This is a genomic window from Nocardia sp. NPDC051750 (assembly GCF_044453135.1).
In the GTDB taxonomy this organism is placed as follows: Bacteria; Actinomycetota; Actinomycetes; order Mycobacteriales; family Mycobacteriaceae; genus Nocardia.
Window position 1 is genome coordinate 1,294,643 of the sequence record NZ_JBITCK010000001.1, and the last position, 17,410, is coordinate 1,312,052.

The following is a 17,410-nucleotide window of genomic DNA, read 5'->3' on the forward strand; positions in this document are numbered from 1 at the left end:
AGTAGAACAGGTTCTTATTCTGCTGGCAAGCAGTGGGCCGGAAAGGGGTCGGATGTGAAGTTCGGATTGCAGCTCGGATATTGGAGCGCGGGACCGCCGGAACACGCCGCCGAGGTGGTCGTCGCGGCCGAGGAAGCGGGGTTCGACGCGGTCTTCGCCGCCGAATCCTGGGGCTCGGACGCATTCTCCCCGCTGGCCTGGTGGGGATCGGCGACCGAACGGGTGCGGCTGGGCACCTCCGTGGTGCAGTTGTCCGCGCGAACCCCCGCGGCCACCGCGATGCACGCGCTGACTCTCGACCACCTCAGCGGCGGCCGGGCCATCCTCGGCCTCGGCGTATCGGGCCCGCAGGTCGTGGAAGGCTGGTACGGCCAGCCGTTTGCCAAACCGTTGCAGCGCACCCGCGAATACGTCGATATCGTGCGCCAGGTGCTCGCCCGGAAGGGGCCGGTGACCAACGACGGGCCGAACTATCCGCTGCCCTACACCGGCCCGGGCGCTACCGGACTGGGTAAACCGCTCAAGCCGATAACCCACCCGCTACGTGCTGATCTGCCGATCTGGCTGGGCGCCGAAGGCCCGAAGAACGTGGCCCTCACCGCCGAGATCGCCGACGGCTGGCTGGCCATCTACTACACGCCCCGGATGGCCGGGGTCTACAACGAATGGCTCGACGAGGGCTTCGCGCGGGCGGGTGCCCGGCGTTCGCGGGAGGATTTCGAGATCGCCGCCACCGCGCAGGTGATCATCACCGACGATCCGGCGGCCGAGATCGAACGGATGCGCTGGATCACCTCGCTCTACATCGGTGGCATGGGCGCACCCGAACTCAACTTCCACGCCCAGGTGTATCGCCGGATGGGATACGAGAAGGAGGTCGACGAGATCGGCACCTTGTTCCAGGCGGGCAAGAAGGCCGAGGCGGCCGCGGCTGTCCCCGACGAATTGGTCCTGGAAACCGCGATCATCGGCAACAAGGCCCAGGTCCGCGAGCAGATCGGCGTCTGGGAGGCCGCCGGCGTCACCATGCTGCTGGTCTCGGTGCCCGATGTGGAGCAGCTGAAGCGGTTGGCGCCCCTGGTCGGCGTCCGCTGAACTTGTTTCAGAAAATGACCCCTACCGATACCCGCCGGACGCCTCCGGCGGGTATCGGGTCACCGCGCACCCTAGGTCGACCGTAGGCGGCGTTCACCGGTAGTCCTGGGCGGCGAGCAACGGCGGATACAGACCCTTCTCGACTACCTGGATACCCGTCCAGGGGCAGGCAGGGCAGCCGTGCCGGCCGATACTGCCGTCGTCCTGGACCGGTGCGAATTCCCGGCATCCGCCAGGGCAGGCGATCGCGGCGAGGGGTCCCCATGGCTTCCTGCCGTGATGGGTGACGATGCGCAGTTGGCGGGTGGTGATGAACGGCCCGCAACCGCACGGAGGCGCGGTGTCCCGTACCCCGACCCCGATCCATGTCCAGCGCGGCCGGCGGGACCCAGGGCTCGGCGTGCAGTGCGCAGGGGTCAACGGCCATACCGCGCCTCGGGGTGGGCCGCGCGGTATCGGGCGATGACTCCGTCGATTTCGTGCTGGGTGCGGGACCGGCATCCACGGTCCGTATCGAGGTCGCGCAGGCTTCGGGCGACTCGTTCGAGCACGCCGAGGTCGTAACATTCGGCTGCCCGCCAGAGTCGCTCTGCCGCCACCGCCGTCCGGTGGCTCGGCGTGGTTCGCCGCGGTAGCGGGGGTGCCCAGGTCTCGGGCTGCTCGGTGTGGAACCCCGGCATGGTTGCCTCCGATCGTCGATCACTTCTCGTTGGGGGGCTGTGCTCTTCGCAGGCCCAGTAGAGCGGACCCATCGGAAAAACCCGTCGCGCTGCGGATGATCCGATCGAATCGAACCGAAGGCCGAGAACAGGATCCGGCGAATATTCGACGGTCATCCAGGAAACGAAGCGGCCGCATCCAAAGAAAACGGATGCGAATTGTGGATATCGGCTCGATCCGGCGTATGCGGGATAACCCAGGCGTTCCACGCCCTGGGCGTTGCAGCCATGTGTAATGATTCTCATTGGGGCAGTGCGATTTCGGCTCGATTCGGTGGGTTTATCGACTGACACCGGCGCTGCGCGTGGCGATGATCCGATCGGGACAAGTTCGAGCGCGTGATCCAAGGGGAAGTAGGTTGTCATGGCAGATATCGGCTCGACCCTCCCGCGTCGCCAAGTCGGGCGATATCTGCGCGACCTACGGCAGGGCGCCGGGCTCACGATCGCGGAGCTGGCACGGCGTATCGAACGCGGTGCCACCACCGTGCAGCGCCTGGAAACCGGTGCGGCCGACCGGATCCGGCTCTGGGATATCGAAGCGATCTGCCGGGTATGCGGTGCCGACGAGACCACCCTCGATGCCCTGAAAGGTCTTGCTCAGCAGGGCAACAGCAAGAGCTGGTGGCATCAGGACGGCGACCTGATCCCCCTGAATTTCGATGTGTACATGGGGCTGGAAGCGGGGGCGCGGAAACTGACCTACTTCGCTGAACTTGTCCCGGGCCTGCTACAGATACCCGACTATGCGCGGACCGTGATCCGGCTGGCTCATCCCGCCGAACTCGATAGTGAAATCGTTCGACGAGTCGAGATGCGGATCCGCCGCCAAGTTCAGATAATCAAGAAGTCGGGGCCACTCCCGATAGATGTCATTCTGGATGAATCGGCACTGCACAGGGTTGTCGGTAGCAGACGTGTCATGGCAGCGCAGCTTCGGCATCTGGCGGATATGGGAACCCGTCCGAACGTCTCGGTCCGCGTTCTCCCCTTCGCTGGGGGCCTGCCGTTGGGTGATCTGACCGGGCCGTTCATCATCCTTGATTTCGCGCTGGAGTCGGAGGGGGAGTCCGGTGAGCCGCCTGTGGTGTATACCGAGGGCTATACCGGGGCGATGTACTTCGATGATCCGGACCTCGTGGACCGATATCGCAACGCGCACTCGAGCCTGCGGCGGGTAGCGTTGGATGTGCAGGACAGCAGGAAACTGCTTCGCGAAAAGGCAAGGGAGTTCGCAGGGTGAGCGCTCATCTATCCGAAGCTCGCTGGTTCAAGAGCAGCCATAGTGGCGGCAGTCAAGAGTGTGTCGAGGTGGCGTTCATCGGGGGCGATGCAGGAATCGCCATCGGCAACATGGCGAAATATAACGCCGATTTCGGCATTGCGATCGAAGATGCCATCAAGGAGTTCGAGACTTCTTGGAAGGGAAACGCGGCCGACGGATCCCGGGAATATTTTCAGGAGCTCGTCGATGGGCTGAATGCCCAAATCGAGGCTATACAAGGTATATCCGACAGGATCGACTCTTTCGCAATGGAGTCGTACCTGATGGCACAGACCATCTCGGCGCTCGTGCAGAAGATGTTCGACGATGCGTTCCTCTACTTTGTCTTCCAGGCCGCAGCCGCCTCCTTGACATCGAGTGTCGCGGGAGCTCCGGCGGGGGCGGCCATGCAGGCGGCGGCACTTCGAGCGCTCGGCGTGATCAAACAGGGGATAGCGATGCACGGCAAGTTCGGGATGTGGTTCGCCGCCTCCGAAGGGGCTCTCGGGCTGGTCGAGTCAGGTATGAACGCTCTCCTGGACTTCCCGGAGCTCCCCGGCGGTGCAGCCGCCGAGGGCTATGACCATCCCGGAGCGATAGCAACATGAATACACCAGAGCAACCGATATTGGACGTCGCACACGGCGACAAGGCGCTCTCCCAGCAAGCCACCCGTGCTCTGCGGATCCTGGCCCAGCATTCTTCGGATCCGGACCTGAAGAAGCAGATCAGCGATATCGCCAGTGGCCGGTCGAGTGCGCGCGAGCTGATGAACAACCCGGCTTTCAACCGTATTCTCGACAATGTGGCCCCGGCCGCGATCCGGTGGGCTGCCGAAACACCCGCCGCCGAGCGTGAGCGACTCGCCGAGCAGGGCCAGGCCGAACTCGATAGGCTGGGGATGGAGTCGACTGCCCCAGAAGTGCAGGCGTCGTCACCGGCAGACGCACCTGGTCGCCCCTCCGGCGATTCGGCGGGGAGTGATCCGGAAAGTTCCCGCCCCCGCGAAGCCGGGCCGGCACCCGGTCCGAAGAAGTCGTGGCGCGATATCGTCGTCACGCCCGACGAACCGGATGAGGACGACCTGTACTTCCAAGATCGACGCCGCCGTGGTTGGCTGGAGTGACGTGACCACGGACCGCCGGGGGCCGGTGTCGATCGCGATCCGTCCCGATCCCGCGGCAGAGGTTTACGGCATCGCCGCCAGGCACCCGTCGGCCTTCACGGTGGCCGAGCTACTGCCGGATCGGTGCAGCCCGCACGGACGCGACGTGGCGGTACGGCTTCCGGTCGAAGTGAAGTTCGCCGAGCCCGATCCGGAATCCCAGCAGTTGACTCTCACCCGGAGCATCGTCGACATGCCGGGCCGGGGCACCGTGATGAGCGCGTTCCGGGACCCCGCTGCCGATGCGGTGGTCACTGCGGAGTGGCCCTGTTGCTCCTCATGCCTGCGCCGAATGCAATTCTCCCGCTGGACCGGCCGGGTGCTCATTGGAGTCGCGGTGCTGATACCCGCCTTGTCACTCCTGCCGATTGCCGCGCCGACTTGGTTTCGCTCGCTGGCCATCTACGACAACAGGATGGCGTTCTTCGGCCTGGCTGAGTTCCTCATATCTATTTTCATATCTGCGCTCATAGCGGCACGGGGAGCTTTCAGCTACGCGCGGCCGATCCTGCATGCTCGGCTCAACGAAGGCCGGTCCGTGCTGATCGTGTCGGCTACCCACCCGGAATTCGCCGCTGCATTGGACGAACTCCGCGCACATCAGGATAGGTCGGCGGGTTCGTCGTGAAGACCGTCGACATTCACAAGCCGCACTGGTCGACCGCCGAACTCGTCTAGGTATCGGCCCCGGCCGGCATCGTTCGCAGACCTATTTCGAGGTCGCCGCCGACCGGTGCTCATCGGACCGGCGCGAGCCGCCAGAGCGCATCCATCGGGACCGCGCGCAGCTTGGGTCCGAAGGGCAAGGTCTGTTTGCCGGTGTACAGCACGTAGCCCGCGACGAACTTGTCATCCAGTTTCTGCGCGAGGTTGCGCAGGCCGGTGAGGTCCTCGGTCCTTACTGTTGCCCCGGCCTTGACTTCGACACCGACAACACGGCCGTCAGGGGTCTCCAGTACCACGTCGACTTCGACCTTGTCCTTGGTGCGATAGTGATACATTCGCGCCCGTTGCTCGGACCATGTCAGCTGGCGCGCGAGTTCCATGGCCACGAAGTTCTCCAGCATCGGGCCGGCTGCCCCGCCGGGGTCGTCCATCCGTGCGGCGTCCTGGCCGAGGAGGTGACCGGCGATTCCGGAATCCACGAATGCCAGTTTGGGGGTCCCGATCGCCCGGAAAGTCGGTCCGGGTGACCAGGCGGGGATGCTCTTGATCAGGAAAACCGATTGCAGCAGCTCGAGATAGCGGACGACTGTGTTCCGGGCGAGCCCCGATTGCCCCGCCAGCGTTCCGGGGACGAGTAAGTTGCCCACCCGGCCCGCAAGCAGTGCCAGCAGCTTCAACATTTCACCGTGGCGTTCGATGGCGGCGAGTTGGAGTACATCGCGCTCGATAAGAGTCTGCAGGTACGAATCGAAGAAGGCAGAGCGGCGGCGGGCGTTGCGCTGGACTGCTTCCGGGAATCCGCCGACCACGGCTCGTTCGAGATAGTCTCGGCGTTTGAGCGTGGACGAGTGGTCGATATCGGGGCCGTGGCGGAACGCCGCGTCGACGAATCCGTCCGGTTGCCCATCGATCTCGCCCTGCGCGAACGGCCAGAGTTCGATGATTTCCATCCGCCCGGGCAATGCGTCCGGAAGTGTCCGCAAGGCGAGGACGCGCGCTGATCCGGTCAACAGGAATCGTCCTGGCGTCGGGTTGAGATCGACTGTCATTTTTATCGGGCGCAGTAGCTCGGGCGCGAGCTGGATCTCGTAGATGATGGTCAGCCCGCTGTCGCGATCGACGAATCCGGCCGGGTCGTCCTGGGCGGCGCGCAGGGTAGCCGGATCATCGAGCAACCGGATGACAGTGTCCGGCTGTTGGCTACCGGCCAGGCGGGTGAGTGTGCTTTTGCCGGACTGGCGTGCCCCGTTGACCAGCACCACTCGAGTGTCCGCCAGTGACTCGGCGATCAGCTCTTCCGCGTGCCTGGGTAGGAGTCGAAACCCGCTCATCCAGCCATTATGGCATGCAGGTGGACAACTGGACGCAGAACATGTGGACACTTGGACGGTAGTTTGCTGGACACCTGGACGGTAGGCCAGTGGACATCTGGACGGTAGCACGTGGCCGCGACGGCGGTGCGGGGCGTGCGGCGTGGGGCCGGTACCGGACATCGAACGGTCGATGCCGATTCAGGCTGAACAGTTCGAGCACCCGGCGTTGCAGTGGAGCAAGGGTACGCAGGATTGCCGATAAACTGCCGATAAACCGACATTGGGCTACCGATGGTTCGCCGGTGGATTCGGTGCGATACGACCACTGTGTCCCTACTGATCACCGGCGAAACCTCATCCAGGCACTCGGGATGCGTTCGGGCCGACGGTTATGCCGCCTGTCCGAACGGTCTCAGGCCGGGGCGCTTGCCGGTGTTTCGGTCCATTCCGGTGGGAGGTCGAACAGGGGGAACAGGCGTTCGGTGTCGAGGAAGAAATTGAGGCCGGCGATCACGCCGTCGCGCATTTCCAGCACCGTGATCGACCACGGCACCCAGCGGCCGGGGTCGCCGCTCGGCTTGTAGTGGCCGAAGGCCGGATGACCGTTGGCGCCGCCCAGCGGGACCAGCCGGGAATTGCGGCAGGCCGCGCCGGTGCCGAGCATGAAGGCGGCCACATTCTCGGGGCCGGAGATCCAGAGGTCGAAGGGCGGCATGGACAGTGCCACATCGGATTTCAGCAGGGTGGTGAGCGCGTCCATATCGTAGGACTCGAACGCGGTGACGAAATCGTCGATCAGTTTGCGCTGATCGTCGTCGGAGGCGTCGTAGCTGTCGGTTTCGGCCGGCTGCACCTTGCTCATGGTCGCCCGGGCCCGCTGCAGGGCGCTGTTCACCGAGGCGGTGCTCATGGTCAGGGCTTCGGCTGTTTCGTTGGCCGAGAAACGCAGCACCTCGCGCATGATCAGGATGGCGCGCTGGGTGGCGGGCAGATGCTGGCAGGCCGCGACGAAAGCCAGCCGCAAGCTGTCCTTGGCGGTGGCGTACTCGGCCGGATCGGAGCCGAAAGCGAGCGAGTTGGGGATGGGCTCCACCCAGACGTAATCCGGTTTGGGCGGACCGAGCGGGTGATCCGGATTGGACGGGCTGGACAGATCCATCGGCCGGGCCCGGCGTTGGGGGCCATCGAGCATATCGAGGCAGATATTGGTGGTGATCTTGTAGAGCCAGGAGCGCAGGCTGGCCCGGCCCTCGAACGAGTCGTAGGACTTCCAGGCCCGGGTGAAGGCGTCCTGGACGGCATCTTCGGCCTCGAAGGACGAACCCAGCATGCGGTAGGCGTAGGCGCAGAGCTCGCGCCGATGTGATTCGAAGGATCTCAGTACGTCGGCGTCGATAGTGCCGGTCTGCTCGCTCATGGGTGTCACTGTGGCACAGCGCACCGACATGTGAACAGGGGATGAAACAAGCAGTTCACGCCTTTGCCACTGCTGTCTCAACAGGCGCAGACGCCACACCGTGGGCGGCCGCGAAAGCCGCCCGCTGCGCCATGCGGTGGACCGCAGCCACGGTAGGTCTCGGACAAACTGCGCCGATTCACTGCCGGTCTCGCCGGGCGCGGCCGCGGCCCGTCCCTCGACCGGGGCGCCGCGCCAGGAGTCGCCCCGGCGCCCCCTCACCCGGCCGCGAAAATTTTCCGTCACTGCCGATTAGTTCCGGAAGCGGTCCGCGTCTCTACCTGTGCAGCCGGCGAAACCCACCACAGCTTCGAAAGGACCGAAATCGTGAGCAGCAAAATGATTTTCGTCAATCTTCCCGTGACCGAACTGTCTCGTTCGAAGGGCTTCTACGAGTCGCTCGGGTGGAAGGTGAACGACGATTTCACCGACGAGAACGCCGCTTGCATCGTGGTCGACGACAATATCTGCCTGATGCTGCTCACCCATGAGCACTTCGGGGTGTTCAGCAAGCGCCCGATCGCCGATACCCGGGCTGCCACCGGCGCGGCGTATGCCCTGTCGCTGGGTAGCGCCGAGGAGGTCGACCGGCTCACCGAGGCCGCGGTGGCCGCGGGCGGGACCGAAGAGGTCAATGCCGATAAACAGGCGCAGGAGGCGCAGGTCGGGATGCACGGCCGGACCTTCCTGGATCCGGACGGTCATCAGTGGGAGCCGTTCTTCATGGACTACCCCGGCGCGCAGTAGGCGAACACCGGCGCGAACGCCCCCTTTCGATATGCATCGAAAGGGGGCGTTCAGCTCGTTCGGGGCGCTTCGGCTGCCGAGCCCGGTTCGCGGGCGGGATTGCGGTTGTGTCGCGCCCGCAACGCCGATATCCGCGGGGTGATTCGCCTACTTACCGCTGAAGTTCGGCTTGCGCTTCTCCTTGAAAGCCTGGGGGCCTTCCTTGGCGTCGGCGGACTGGAAGACCGCGGTGCCGAGTTTGGCGTCGATCTGGAACGCCTCTTCCTCGGGGATGCATTCGCTCTCGCGGATGGTCTGCAGGATCGCCTGGACCGCGAGCGGGCCGTTGGCCGCGATCAGGTCGGCCAGTTCCAGCGCCTTGTCCAGGGCGGTGCCGTCCGGGACCACGTGGCCGATGAGCCCGATGTCCTTTGCCTCGGCGGCGCTGAGGTGGCGCCCGGTCAGCAGAATATCGGCGGCGACGGTATAGGGCACCTGACGGACCAGCCGGACCGCCGAGCCGCCCAGCGGGAACAGGCCCCAGCGCGCTTCGGATACGCCGAACTTGGCGCTTTCGCCCGCCACCCGGATATCGGTGCCCTGCAGGATCTCGGTGCCGCCCGCGATGGCCGCGCCTTCGACCGCCGCGATCAGCGGTTTCGTGAGCCGCCGACCTTTGAGTAGCGCCTCGATCTTGGACAGATCCCAGCCGCCGCCTTTGAAGGAATCACCTGGATGTTGCTGGGTCATGCCCTTGAGGTCGGCCCCCGCGCAGAAAGCCCCGCCCGCGCCGGTGAGGATGGCGACCCGGATTTCCGGATCCTGGTCCACCTGGTCCCAGGCGTCGCGCATGATTGCCATCATCTCGGTCGAGAGCGCATTGCGCGCCTCCGGCCGGTTCATGGTGACGATGAGGACGTGGCCGCGCTTCTCGACGAGGCATTGAGGCATCGTTGTTTCTCCTGTTACTCGGACCTTGCAAGAAACAGTAACACGTTCTATTTTTGACCTTGTGACGTACAACATAGCCGACCTCGTCGAACACACCATCGATCTCGTGCCGGACCGGGTTGCGCTGGCTGACGACCACCGCTCGATCACCTTCGCGCAACTGGAGGACCGGGCCAACCGGCTGGCCAACTACCTGCTGGAACACGGTGTCCAGCCGGGCGACAAGGTCGGTATCTACTCACGCAACACCATCGAGGCCGTGGAGGCCATGGTGGCGGTGTTCAAAGCCCGCGCGGTGATGATCAACGTGAACTTCCGGTACGTCGAGAACGAGTTGCAATACATCTTCGAAAATTCGGACATGGTGGCGCTCATTCACGAGCGGCGCTACACCGGCAAGGTGGCGAATGTGCGGCCGAAGGTCGCGAAGCTGAAGACGGTCCTCGTGGTCGACGACGGCAGCGATGAATTCGCCACTGCGGAAGGCTCCGTGGATTACGAAGCGGCCCTGGCGGAATCGTCCGGCGAACGCAACTTCGGTGACCGTTCCCCCGACGACATCTTCATGCTTTACACCGGCGGCACCACCGGCATGCCCAAGGGCGTCATGTGGCGGCACGAAGACTGGTGGCGGGTCCTCGGCGGCGGTATCAACTTCATGACCGGTGAATACGTCCAGGACGAATGGCAGCAGGCCAAGACGGGCGCGGCCGGCGGCCAGATGGTGCGTTACCCGATCCCGCCGCTGATCCACGGCGGCTCGCAGACCGCGGTGTTCCACGGCCTGTTCGACGGCGGTAAGACCATCATGCTGCCGGAATTCAGCGGGCACGGGGTCTGGCAGGCGGTGGACCGCCACAGCATCAACATGATCTTCATGACCGGCGATGCCATGGCCCGTCCGATGATGGATGCGCTGAAGGAGGGCAACCCGGAAAACGGTGAGCCGTACCAGCACACGAACCTCTGGGCGATGGCGAGCAGTGCGGCACTCTTCTCGCCGACCCTCAAGGACGAGTTCATCGACCTGCTGCCGAATACGGTCATCACCGATTCCATCGGCTCCTCGGAGACGGGCTTCGGCGGTATCTCCATCGCGGCCAAGGGTGCCACCCATACCGGCGGACCGCGGGTGAAGATCGACGCCTCCACCGCGGTGCTCGATGAGGACGGCAACCCGGTGACCCCCGGTTCCGGCCAGTCCGGTGTCCTCGCCCGCAAGGGGCACATCCCGCTCGGGTACTACAACGACCCGGTGAAAACCGCGGCGACCTTCAAGGAGTTCAACGGAGTCCGCTACTCCATCCCCGGCGACTGGGCTCGGGTCGAGGAGGACGGGACCGTCACGATGCTGGGCCGTGGTTCGGTGAGTATCAACAGCGGCGGCGAGAAGATCTACCCGGAGGAGGTCGAGGGCGCGCTGAAATGCCATCCCGAGATCTTCGACGCGCTGGTGGTCGGGGTCCCGGACGAGCGCTGGGGTCAGCGAGTGGCGGCCGTCGTGCAGTGTCGCGGCGACAAACGCCCCACCCTGGAGGAACTGCGACCGGTACTGACCCAGGAGATCTCCTCCTACAAACAGCCCCGCAGCCTGTGGTTCGTCGACGAGATCAAGCGGTCCCCGGCGGGCAAGCCCGACTACAAGTGGGCCAAGGCGCAAACCGAGGAGCGTGACGCCGACGAGCACGGTCAGGCGGGAAGCTCGTCGTAGGCTCCGGCTGCGCGAAGGGGCTGCCGCCATGCACGCGGCAGCCTCTTCGCGCTGAGCGTTCGTTACTCGGGTGAGCCCGGAGGTGTTGCTCCGATCGCCTTCCTGAGTTGTTCGGCGATATCGGCGACCTCGTCCAGTTCGCCGGTAGCGACCGCGATCATCAGGTCGTACGCCAGGTCCTCGTCCAAACCGCCGATATCCACACCGTTGCGGGCGAGGAAGATCGCACCGGCCGCAATGGCCAACCGCTTGTTGCCATCGATCAGCGGGTGATTCTTGGCAATGGAATGTAGTAGCGCCGCGGCCTTGTCCCAGACGGAGGGGTAGGCGTCAGCACCGAAAACTGTCGCTTGTGGCCGGGCTGACGCAGATTCGAGGAGTCCCGGATCGCGAACGATGAACCCGCCTGCGACATCGCCGGCGATTGCGCGGAGGTCTGCGGTGGTCAGGTAGTAGATCGCGGTCCGGGTCATTCGGCAAGCCTGTCGAGCAGCGCTCGATGCTTGGACGCGAACCGCTGCGACAGTTCGCGGACCTGGCTGTCGGCTGTTTCTGCCATCGCTTCCGGAACAACTGCCGCGACGCGACGGCCGTGCCTCGTCAGGTGGACTACCTTGCCGGCCTCGGCTGCCGCGACTACCTCGGCCAGCTTGTCGCGTGCTTCGCTGACGGGTAGTTCCCAGGCGTCGAAATCAGGAAGTGCAGTCATACCGGCAATCGTACATATCTGCCTGATGTTTGTACGAAAATTATCGTGCGGCCCGCGCGGCGCCGATTTCACCGGCGTGATCCACCGCCCAATCGGCCAGAGTCGAGAGCGGATGCAGGAGTGATTCGCCCAGCGGTGTGAGGGTGTATTCGACCGTGGGTGGGATGGTCGGGTGGACGGTGCGGTCGACGAGGCCGTCGGCTTCCAGGGAGCGGAGGGTTCGGGTCAGCATGCGGCGGCTGAGGTCTTCGATCGAGCGGTGTAGTTCGTTGTAGTGGTAGGGGCGGCGGGCCAGTAGGGCGATCACCAGCAGGGTCCATTTGTCGCCGAGGAGCTTGGCGATCTCGGTCACCGGACAGGCCTGGTAGTCGGCGCTGGGGACGGGCGCGGGGAGTTCCGCCGCGGCGAAGGAGGGCGCCTGCGCTGGGGTGGGGAACATAAAAGTGCCTTCTTCCGGGGTCGGTGACCGCTGTCGAGGATGGGGAGCGACAGGTGGACCGATGGAGGTGTGATGACCAGAACCATTGTTATCAGTGGTGGTACCGATGGTATGGGACGTGCGTTCGCGCTCGAGCGGCTCGCCCGGGGGGACCGGGTCGTGGCGATCGGTAGCAACCCGGCCAAGGGGGACGCGCTACTGGCTGCCGCCGGACCCGACGCGGACCGATTGCGCTTTCTGCGGGCGGACCTGAGTTCGGTGGCGGAGACGCGACGAGTTGTCGCCGAAATAGATTCGGTCTACGAGACGGTCGATGCGCTGCTGCTGTTCGCGAACCGGACCTCGCCGAAGCGCATCGGGACCGCCGAGGGATTCGAGCGCACGTTCGCGCTGTATTACCTGAGCCGGTATCTGCTCTCGTACGGGTTGGTTCCGTTGCTGGAGCGCAGCGGGCAGCCGGTGATCGTGAACATAGCCGGCGTCGGTGTCCGGAAAGGGGCGGTGAACTGGGACGATCCGCATCTCACGCGCGGCTACAGTGTGGTCCGCGCCCAGCTACAGGCCGGGCGGGCCAACGATCTGCTGGGAGTTTCTTTCGCCGGACAATTCGGCGGGAAGATCGGGTACGTCCTCTATCACCCCGGATTCACTCGCAGCGGGGATCTGACACCGTTGAATCCGGTCGCCAGGACAGCCATCCGAACGCTCGCCGCGCTCGCCGCTCGACCCGTGCGCACCGCGATCCACCCGATCCACGATTTCGTCGATACCCCGTCCGCGGCGCCGCTCCGCGCAATCGATCGGGGCCGGTCGCTACCGCTGTCACTGCCGACTCTCGACCCCGGCGATGCCCGTCGCCTTTCCGAACTCACCGGTGAACTCCTGGCAGCGCAGTCCTGATTCGGGGTGTCGTCTGCGGGCGGCCGGAACCGTGCGACGGGACGCCACCGACCGGGGCCCGCACGCGAAACTCGTGTGGTGGTCGAAATGTTCGCGAGTCCGGCGGTTCGTGTTCGGGACTCGGCTGCCCGATCCGTCTGTCTCAGGGTCGGATTCGGGGAGACACCCGATGCGAGAGTTGCGGCCTTCGGCGAGACTCGCGGTACATGATCGTTCCGATCGAAAGTGAGTCCGTGGGTATCACTCGTTTTCTCGCCTTCGCGGCGGCCCTCGCGGTCGCGCTGGGTGCGGCGGCCACCGCACCCGGGGCGGCCGCGCCCACCACATCCGGGTCCGAGCTCGGTGTGGCACTGCCGGCCCCGACCGGCCCGTTCGCGGTCGGCGCCCAGGAGTTCCACCTGGTCGACGATCGGCCCGACCCGTGGGTTCCCGATCGCGACCGTGAACTGATGGTCTCCGCCTGGTATCCCGCACTGGCACCTGTCGGCCGGCCGGACGCCTATGCCACGCCCCAGGAGTCGGCGCTCATCCTCGCTTCGCTCGGTGTGGACGGATTTGCGCCGGGCCTCCTCAGCACGGTACGAACGCATGCCTATGTCGACGCGCCGAGATGGGGACACCCGCTGCCCACGGTGGTGCTTTCGCCGGGTTTCAGCATGCCGCGAGCATCGCTCACCGGCCTCGCCGAGGAACTCGCCAGTCGTGGCTATCTCGTGCTCGGCATCGACCACACATACGAGGCCTCCGCCGTGACCTTCCCGGATGGGCGCATCACCGAATGTGCGGCCTGCCGAGGCAGTCTGGACGCCGTGGCGGTCGCACGCAACCGAGCCCAGGATGTGTCCTTCGTTCTCGACGAACTGTCCGGACAACTACCGCTCGACTCGTCCCGGATCGCCATGGGCGGTCATTCCGCGGGCGGATTCACCGCGCCGTACGCGCTCGCCGAGGACAGCAGGATCCGCGCCGGGTTCAACCTGGACGGAACGTTCCCCGCCGCACCCTACGGCCGGGCAGTCGACCGGCCGTTCCTGATGATGGGCGCACCGCTGCACGCACCCGACGGCAAGTCCGGCGACAAGTGGGCCACCGCATACGATGCGTTCGGCGGCTGGAAACGCTGGCTGTCGGTGGACGGCACGTCACATTCGTCCTTCACCGACTACGCGCCGATCACCGCGGCCGTCGGTTTCCGGGTGCCGGATACGACGATCGACGGCAACCACGCGATGGACCTGACCCGGCGATATGTCACCGCCTTCGTCGACCTCCACCTGCGCGGTATTCCGCAGCCGATCCTCGATGCGCCGAATCCGGCGGGCCCCGAGGTCCGCTTCTACTGATTCGGTTGTGCAATCCGAGCGCGTCGCGCCTCTACCGGAGGCGGTCGCGCCTTTGCTGAACACCGAGCACGTCATCGAAGAGCCGGTTCGTGCAGCGGGCCTATCGGGAGACGCTGCGCTGGTCAGCGGTAACTCCGCTGACCAGCGGGCGGTCTCTAAGCGGATTCGGGAACGAACTGGGCCAGCGGTAGCAGGTGGTTGGTTGCTCCGCCGAGGGCGAATTCGTTGTGTTTGGCGGCGGTGAAGTAGTTGTGCGCGATGTGGTCGCGGTCGATCCCGACCCCGCCGTGTACATGGACCAGAGTGTGCGCCACTTGGTGACCCGCTTCGGCCGCCCAGAATTTGGCGGTGTGGATCGCTCCGGCGGCGTCGAGGTCTTCACTGAGCTGCCAGGCCGCCTGGGTGGTGGTGAGGCGCAGGCCCTGGACGCTGATGTAGCTGTCGGACAGACGCTGAGCCACGGCCTGGAAGCTGCCGACGGCGCGGCCGAATTGTTCGCGCTCGCGGGCGTAGCCGGCGACCAGTTCCAGTGAGCGTTCGAGTGTGCCGAGCTGCTGGGCGGCCAGGCCCAGCCAGGCGCGGTCGAGAAGCCAGTTCAGGATTTGCGCACCGTCTTCCACGGTGCCGAGCAGTTCGGCGGGGGCGTCGGTGAATTCGACGAGCGATTCCGCGCTGCGGTCGGTGACCTGCTGTTCGGTCACAGTGACGGATTCGCCGGAGGGGTCGACCAGGAAGACCGCGGGCTTACCGGATACCGACGCGGGCACCAGAATTCGTGCGGCGCGGTCGGCTACCGGGACCGTGGTCTTGACGCCGGTGACGCGCCAGCCGCCGGCGGATTCGGTTGCGGTGGTCGCGGGCCGGGTGGGCTCCCAGTTGTGTTCCTCGGCCAGGGCGACGGTGAGGATCGAGGTGCCCGCGGCAGCCGCGGCGGCGAGGTCACGACTATCGGCGGACCCGAAACGGGCCAGCGCATCCGCGCCGAGAACGATCGACCACAGGTACGGAACAGCCGCGACCGCCTTGCCGAGTTCGCGCAGGATCGCGGTCTGTTCCAGGACGCCGAAACCGCTGCCGCCGATCTCCTCGGGCAGCGCGGCCGACAGCACGCCGGTCTCGGCCAGCGATGTCCACAGCGGTTCGTCGAATTTGGCCGTACCGCCGTCCAATTCGCGGAGCCGGTCCGCGGTGACCAGTTTCTCGCAGACCTCGCCGGTGAGCCGGGCCAGATCCACTTGGGCTTCGGTGGGAGTGAAATCCATGGTGACTACCTAATTCTGGAATGGGCGAGACGGTCAGCGGGCGGAGGCGGGCTGCTTCAGGGCGGTCATGGCGATGATGTCGCGCTGCACCTCGTTGGTGCCGCCGCCGAAGGTGAGGATCAGGGCGGCGCGGTGCATCCGCTCCAGCCGGCCCCGCAGCACCGACCCCGGGGAATCCTGCCGCAACGCGGCCTGGGGGCCGAGCACCTCCATGAGCAGGCGGTACGCCTCGGTCGACAGTTCGGTGCCGTACACCTTGCACGCGGAGGCGTCCCAGGGCCGGGGTGCCGCGTCGCCGCCGGCGTCGGCCCGGGTGGCGATCTCCCAGTTCATGAGCTTGAGGTATTCGACCTTGGCGTGCACGCGCGCCAGGTTCAGCTGGACCCATTCCCGGTCGAACACCCGGGACCCGTCCGCGGCCTTCGTCTCCTTGGCCCAGGCCACCGTCTGCGCCAGGGCCAGTTGCAGCGCGGCGGCGGAGGTCAGCGCGACCCGCTCGTGGTTGAGCTGGTTGGTGACCAGCGGCCAGCCGCCGTTCTCCGGGCCGACCAGGGAGGTCACCGGAACACGGACGTCCTGGTAGTAGGTAGCGCTGGTATCCGGCCCGGCCATGGTGTGCACGGGGGTCCAGGAGAAGCCTTCGGCGGTGGTGGGCACTATCAGCATGCTGATGCCCTTGTGCTTCTTGGCGGTGGGGTCGGTGCGCACGGCCAGCCAGATGTAGTCGGCGTAGGCGATGAGGCTGGTCCACATCTTCTGGCCGTTGATCACGTAATCGTCGCCGTCGCGTACCGCCGTGGTGCGCAGGGCGGCCAGGTCGGTGCCGGCGCCCGGTTCGGAGTAGCCGATGGCGAAGTGCAGGTCGCCGGCGGCGATCTTGGGCAGGAAGAATTTCTTCTGTTCCTCGCTGCCGTAGTGCATGATCGTCGGCGCCACCGAGTTGATGGTCAGGAACGGCACCGGGGCGCCGGCGATGGCGGCCTCGTCGGTGAAGATCAGCTGGTCGATCATGGGCCGGTCCTGGCCGCCGTATTCCTTCGGCCAGCCCAGGGCCAGCCAGCCGTCGCGTCCCATTTCCGCGACCACCTCGCGGTACACATTGCCCTGGCCGTATTCACCGGTCTGGGCGCTGAGCGCGGCCCGTCGTTCCGGTGTGATCAGGCGCGCGAAATATTCGCGGAGTTCGGCGCGTAGCTGCTGCTGCTGCGGGGTATACGCGATACGCATGGCGGGACCTCGAGCCTTCGTTCTGCGGGATGGAGATCGGGGGCGGGACGTGGGATCGCGCCGCGCCTGCGGGCGGCGCGGTTCCGCGCTCTGCTCGCGGAGCACGGTATGGATCTCGAATGCCTGGCTCCGATCATTGCATATGCACTGAAACATGTTCCAGTATTGAAGGGTAATCAGCCCATGTTGCCAGCCCCGGCGCCCGTCGCTTGTTACGCTTCGGCCGCTACGTGGGGAAAAGGAGTTTCGATGAAGGTCAGCGTTGACTTCGATCAGTGCGAAGCAAACGGAATCTGTGCGGGAATCGCTCCCGACGTCTTTGAACTCGATGACGAGGATATGTTGCACGTCGCCGAGGGCGAGGTCGCCGCGGATCAGGAGTCCCAGGTGGCCGAAGCGGTGGCGCAATGCCCCAAAGCGGCGCTGCGGTTGCTCTGAATCGGCTCTTGCCGTGAATAAGAACA

At 65.5% G+C, this 17,410-nt stretch carries 19 protein-coding genes; 10 read left to right on the forward strand and 9 right to left on the reverse strand.

The genetic code is table 11. From position 1 onward, the window contains the following. Nucleotides 1–54: 54 nt before the first annotated feature. Nucleotides 55–1,095, forward strand: a complete 1,041-nt coding sequence (locus ACIA75_RS05715; RefSeq protein ID WP_397100258.1) for an LLM class F420-dependent oxidoreductase — start codon at nucleotides 55–57, stop codon at nucleotides 1,093–1,095. Nucleotides 1,096–1,188: 93 nt separating this feature from the next. Here ACIA75_RS05715 and ACIA75_RS05720 read toward each other — a convergent pair whose 3' ends face one another. Further along, a complete protein-coding gene (locus tag ACIA75_RS05720) occupies nucleotides 1,189–1,515 on the reverse strand; it encodes a hypothetical protein (RefSeq protein ID WP_397100260.1) in 327 nt (108 codons plus the stop codon). A 663-nt stretch (nucleotides 1,516–2,178) separates the two neighbouring features. Between ACIA75_RS05720 and ACIA75_RS05725 the strand changes: the two genes are divergently transcribed. Genes ACIA75_RS05725 through ACIA75_RS05740 form a run of 4 tightly spaced genes read left to right on the forward strand, consistent with a single transcriptional unit; the run spans nucleotide 2,179 to nucleotide 4,871 of the window. Continuing rightward, entirely contained in the window at nucleotides 2,179–3,057 is an 879-nt protein-coding gene (locus tag ACIA75_RS05725; protein WP_397100262.1) for a helix-turn-helix domain-containing protein, read from the forward strand. Next, nucleotides 3,054–3,686 (forward strand): DUF397 domain-containing protein, encoded by a 633-nt coding sequence (locus tag ACIA75_RS05730; RefSeq protein ID WP_397100264.1) that lies wholly within the window; start codon nucleotides 3,054–3,056, stop codon nucleotides 3,684–3,686. The genes ACIA75_RS05725 and ACIA75_RS05730 overlap by 4 nt, the downstream gene beginning before the upstream one ends. Further along, nucleotides 3,683–4,204: a hypothetical protein gene (locus ACIA75_RS05735; RefSeq protein ID WP_397100266.1), complete on the forward strand. Its 522-nt coding sequence runs from the start codon at nucleotides 3,683–3,685 to the stop codon at nucleotides 4,202–4,204. The genes ACIA75_RS05730 and ACIA75_RS05735 overlap by 4 nt, the downstream gene beginning before the upstream one ends. Nucleotide 4,205: 1 nt before the next feature. Then, entirely contained in the window at nucleotides 4,206–4,871 is a 666-nt protein-coding gene (locus ACIA75_RS05740) for a hypothetical protein (protein ID WP_397100268.1), read from the forward strand. Nucleotides 4,872–4,980: 109 nt separating this feature from the next. Here the strand turns inward: ACIA75_RS05740 and ACIA75_RS05745 are convergent, their stop codons facing one another. After that, nucleotides 4,981–6,240 (reverse strand): ATP-binding protein, encoded by a 1,260-nt coding sequence (locus ACIA75_RS05745; protein WP_397100270.1) that lies wholly within the window; start codon nucleotides 6,238–6,240, stop codon nucleotides 4,981–4,983. Between the two features lie 394 nt (nucleotides 6,241–6,634). Continuing rightward, nucleotides 6,635–7,639 carry a sigma-70 family RNA polymerase sigma factor gene (locus tag ACIA75_RS05750; protein WP_397100272.1) on the reverse strand — a complete coding sequence of 335 codons (1,005 nt, stop codon included), beginning with the start codon at nucleotides 7,637–7,639 and terminating at the stop codon, nucleotides 6,635–6,637. Nucleotides 7,640–8,005: 366 nt separating this feature from the next. On the opposite strand from ACIA75_RS05750, the gene ACIA75_RS05755 reads away from it, so the two are divergent. Beyond that, on the forward strand, nucleotides 8,006–8,425 hold the full coding sequence (locus tag ACIA75_RS05755; protein WP_397100274.1) for a VOC family protein: 420 nt from the start codon (nucleotides 8,006–8,008) through the stop codon (nucleotides 8,423–8,425). A gap of 147 nt (nucleotides 8,426–8,572) precedes the next feature. Here the strand turns inward: ACIA75_RS05755 and ACIA75_RS05760 are convergent, their stop codons facing one another. Beyond that, a complete protein-coding gene (locus ACIA75_RS05760) occupies nucleotides 8,573–9,355 on the reverse strand; it encodes a crotonase/enoyl-CoA hydratase family protein (protein WP_397100276.1) in 783 nt (260 codons plus the stop codon). 61 nt (nucleotides 9,356–9,416) lie between these two features. Here ACIA75_RS05760 and ACIA75_RS05765 point away from each other — a divergent pair, with 61 nt between their 5' ends. Continuing rightward, complete coding sequence (locus tag ACIA75_RS05765) at nucleotides 9,417–11,066, forward strand: acyl-CoA synthetase (RefSeq protein ID WP_397100278.1); 1,650 nt, start codon at nucleotides 9,417–9,419, stop codon at nucleotides 11,064–11,066. Between the two features lie 62 nt (nucleotides 11,067–11,128). Here the strand turns inward: ACIA75_RS05765 and ACIA75_RS05770 are convergent, their stop codons facing one another. The 3 genes from ACIA75_RS05770 to ACIA75_RS05780 are packed head-to-tail and all read right to left on the reverse strand — an operon-like array spanning nucleotide 11,129 to nucleotide 12,214. Then, nucleotides 11,129–11,539, reverse strand: coding sequence for a type II toxin-antitoxin system death-on-curing family toxin (locus ACIA75_RS05770; protein WP_397100280.1), 411 nt, complete (start codon nucleotides 11,537–11,539; stop codon nucleotides 11,129–11,131). Next, on the reverse strand, nucleotides 11,536–11,775 hold the full coding sequence (locus tag ACIA75_RS05775; protein ID WP_397100282.1) for a type II toxin-antitoxin system prevent-host-death family antitoxin: 240 nt from the start codon (nucleotides 11,773–11,775) through the stop codon (nucleotides 11,536–11,538). Before ACIA75_RS05775 ends, ACIA75_RS05770 begins: the two co-directional genes overlap by 4 nt. A gap of 40 nt (nucleotides 11,776–11,815) precedes the next feature. Next, a complete protein-coding gene (locus tag ACIA75_RS05780) occupies nucleotides 11,816–12,214 on the reverse strand; it encodes a winged helix-turn-helix transcriptional regulator (protein WP_397100284.1) in 399 nt (132 codons plus the stop codon). A 72-nt stretch (nucleotides 12,215–12,286) separates the two neighbouring features. Here ACIA75_RS05780 and ACIA75_RS05785 point away from each other — a divergent pair, with 72 nt between their 5' ends. Both ACIA75_RS05785 and ACIA75_RS05790 read left to right on the forward strand, forming a co-directional pair. After that, complete coding sequence (locus ACIA75_RS05785) at nucleotides 12,287–13,114, forward strand: SDR family NAD(P)-dependent oxidoreductase (RefSeq protein ID WP_397100286.1); 828 nt, start codon at nucleotides 12,287–12,289, stop codon at nucleotides 13,112–13,114. Nucleotides 13,115–13,347: 233 nt separating this feature from the next. Beyond that, the gene (locus tag ACIA75_RS05790; RefSeq protein WP_397100288.1) at nucleotides 13,348–14,457 is read left to right on the forward strand and encodes an alpha/beta hydrolase family protein; all 1,110 of its coding nucleotides are present in this window, start codon (nucleotides 13,348–13,350) and stop codon (nucleotides 14,455–14,457) included. Nucleotides 14,458–14,612: 155 nt separating this feature from the next. Here ACIA75_RS05790 and ACIA75_RS05795 read toward each other — a convergent pair whose 3' ends face one another. Together ACIA75_RS05795 and ACIA75_RS05800 are read right to left on the reverse strand one after the other, a co-directional pair. Continuing rightward, nucleotides 14,613–15,719, reverse strand: coding sequence for an acyl-CoA dehydrogenase family protein (locus tag ACIA75_RS05795; protein WP_397100290.1), 1,107 nt, complete (start codon nucleotides 15,717–15,719; stop codon nucleotides 14,613–14,615). A 33-nt stretch (nucleotides 15,720–15,752) separates the two neighbouring features. Next, complete coding sequence (locus ACIA75_RS05800; protein ID WP_397100292.1) at nucleotides 15,753–16,946, reverse strand: acyl-CoA dehydrogenase family protein; 1,194 nt, start codon at nucleotides 16,944–16,946, stop codon at nucleotides 15,753–15,755. 249 nt (nucleotides 16,947–17,195) lie between these two features. On the opposite strand from ACIA75_RS05800, the gene ACIA75_RS05805 reads away from it, so the two are divergent. Next, nucleotides 17,196–17,384 carry a ferredoxin gene (locus ACIA75_RS05805; RefSeq protein WP_357237955.1) on the forward strand — a complete coding sequence of 63 codons (189 nt, stop codon included), beginning with the start codon at nucleotides 17,196–17,198 and terminating at the stop codon, nucleotides 17,382–17,384. Nucleotides 17,385–17,410 lie beyond the last annotated feature (26 nt).

What these genes read in the sequence shown, in the direction of transcription:
- ACIA75_RS05745 (WP_397100270.1), bottom strand. Translation starts at nt 6,240, where the DNA reads ATGAGCGGGTTTCGACTCCTACCCAGGCACGCGGAAGAGCTGATCGCC.
- ACIA75_RS05780 (WP_397100284.1), bottom strand. Translation starts at nt 12,214, where the DNA reads ATGTTCCCCACCCCAGCGCAGGCGCCCTCCTTCGCCGCGGCGGAACTC.
- ACIA75_RS05795 (WP_397100290.1), bottom strand. Translation starts at nt 15,719, where the DNA reads ATGGATTTCACTCCCACCGAAGCCCAAGTGGATCTGGCCCGGCTCACC.
- ACIA75_RS05775 (WP_397100282.1), bottom strand. Translation starts at nt 11,775, where the DNA reads ATGACTGCACTTCCTGATTTCGACGCCTGGGAACTACCCGTCAGCGAA.
- ACIA75_RS05760 (WP_397100276.1), bottom strand. Translation starts at nt 9,355, where the DNA reads ATGCCTCAATGCCTCGTCGAGAAGCGCGGCCACGTCCTCATCGTCACC.
- ACIA75_RS05750 (WP_397100272.1), bottom strand. Translation starts at nt 7,639, where the DNA reads ATGAGCGAGCAGACCGGCACTATCGACGCCGACGTACTGAGATCCTTC.
- ACIA75_RS05805 (WP_357237955.1), top strand. Translation starts at nt 17,196, where the DNA reads ATGAAGGTCAGCGTTGACTTCGATCAGTGCGAAGCAAACGGAATCTGT.
- ACIA75_RS05735 (WP_397100266.1), top strand. Translation starts at nt 3,683, where the DNA reads ATGAATACACCAGAGCAACCGATATTGGACGTCGCACACGGCGACAAG.
- ACIA75_RS05800 (WP_397100292.1), bottom strand. Translation starts at nt 16,946, where the DNA reads ATGCGTATCGCGTATACCCCGCAGCAGCAGCAGCTACGCGCCGAACTC.
- ACIA75_RS05770 (WP_397100280.1), bottom strand. Translation starts at nt 11,539, where the DNA reads ATGACCCGGACCGCGATCTACTACCTGACCACCGCAGACCTCCGCGCA.
- ACIA75_RS05785 (WP_397100286.1), top strand. Translation starts at nt 12,287, where the DNA reads ATGACCAGAACCATTGTTATCAGTGGTGGTACCGATGGTATGGGACGT.
- ACIA75_RS05725 (WP_397100262.1), top strand. Translation starts at nt 2,179, where the DNA reads ATGGCAGATATCGGCTCGACCCTCCCGCGTCGCCAAGTCGGGCGATAT.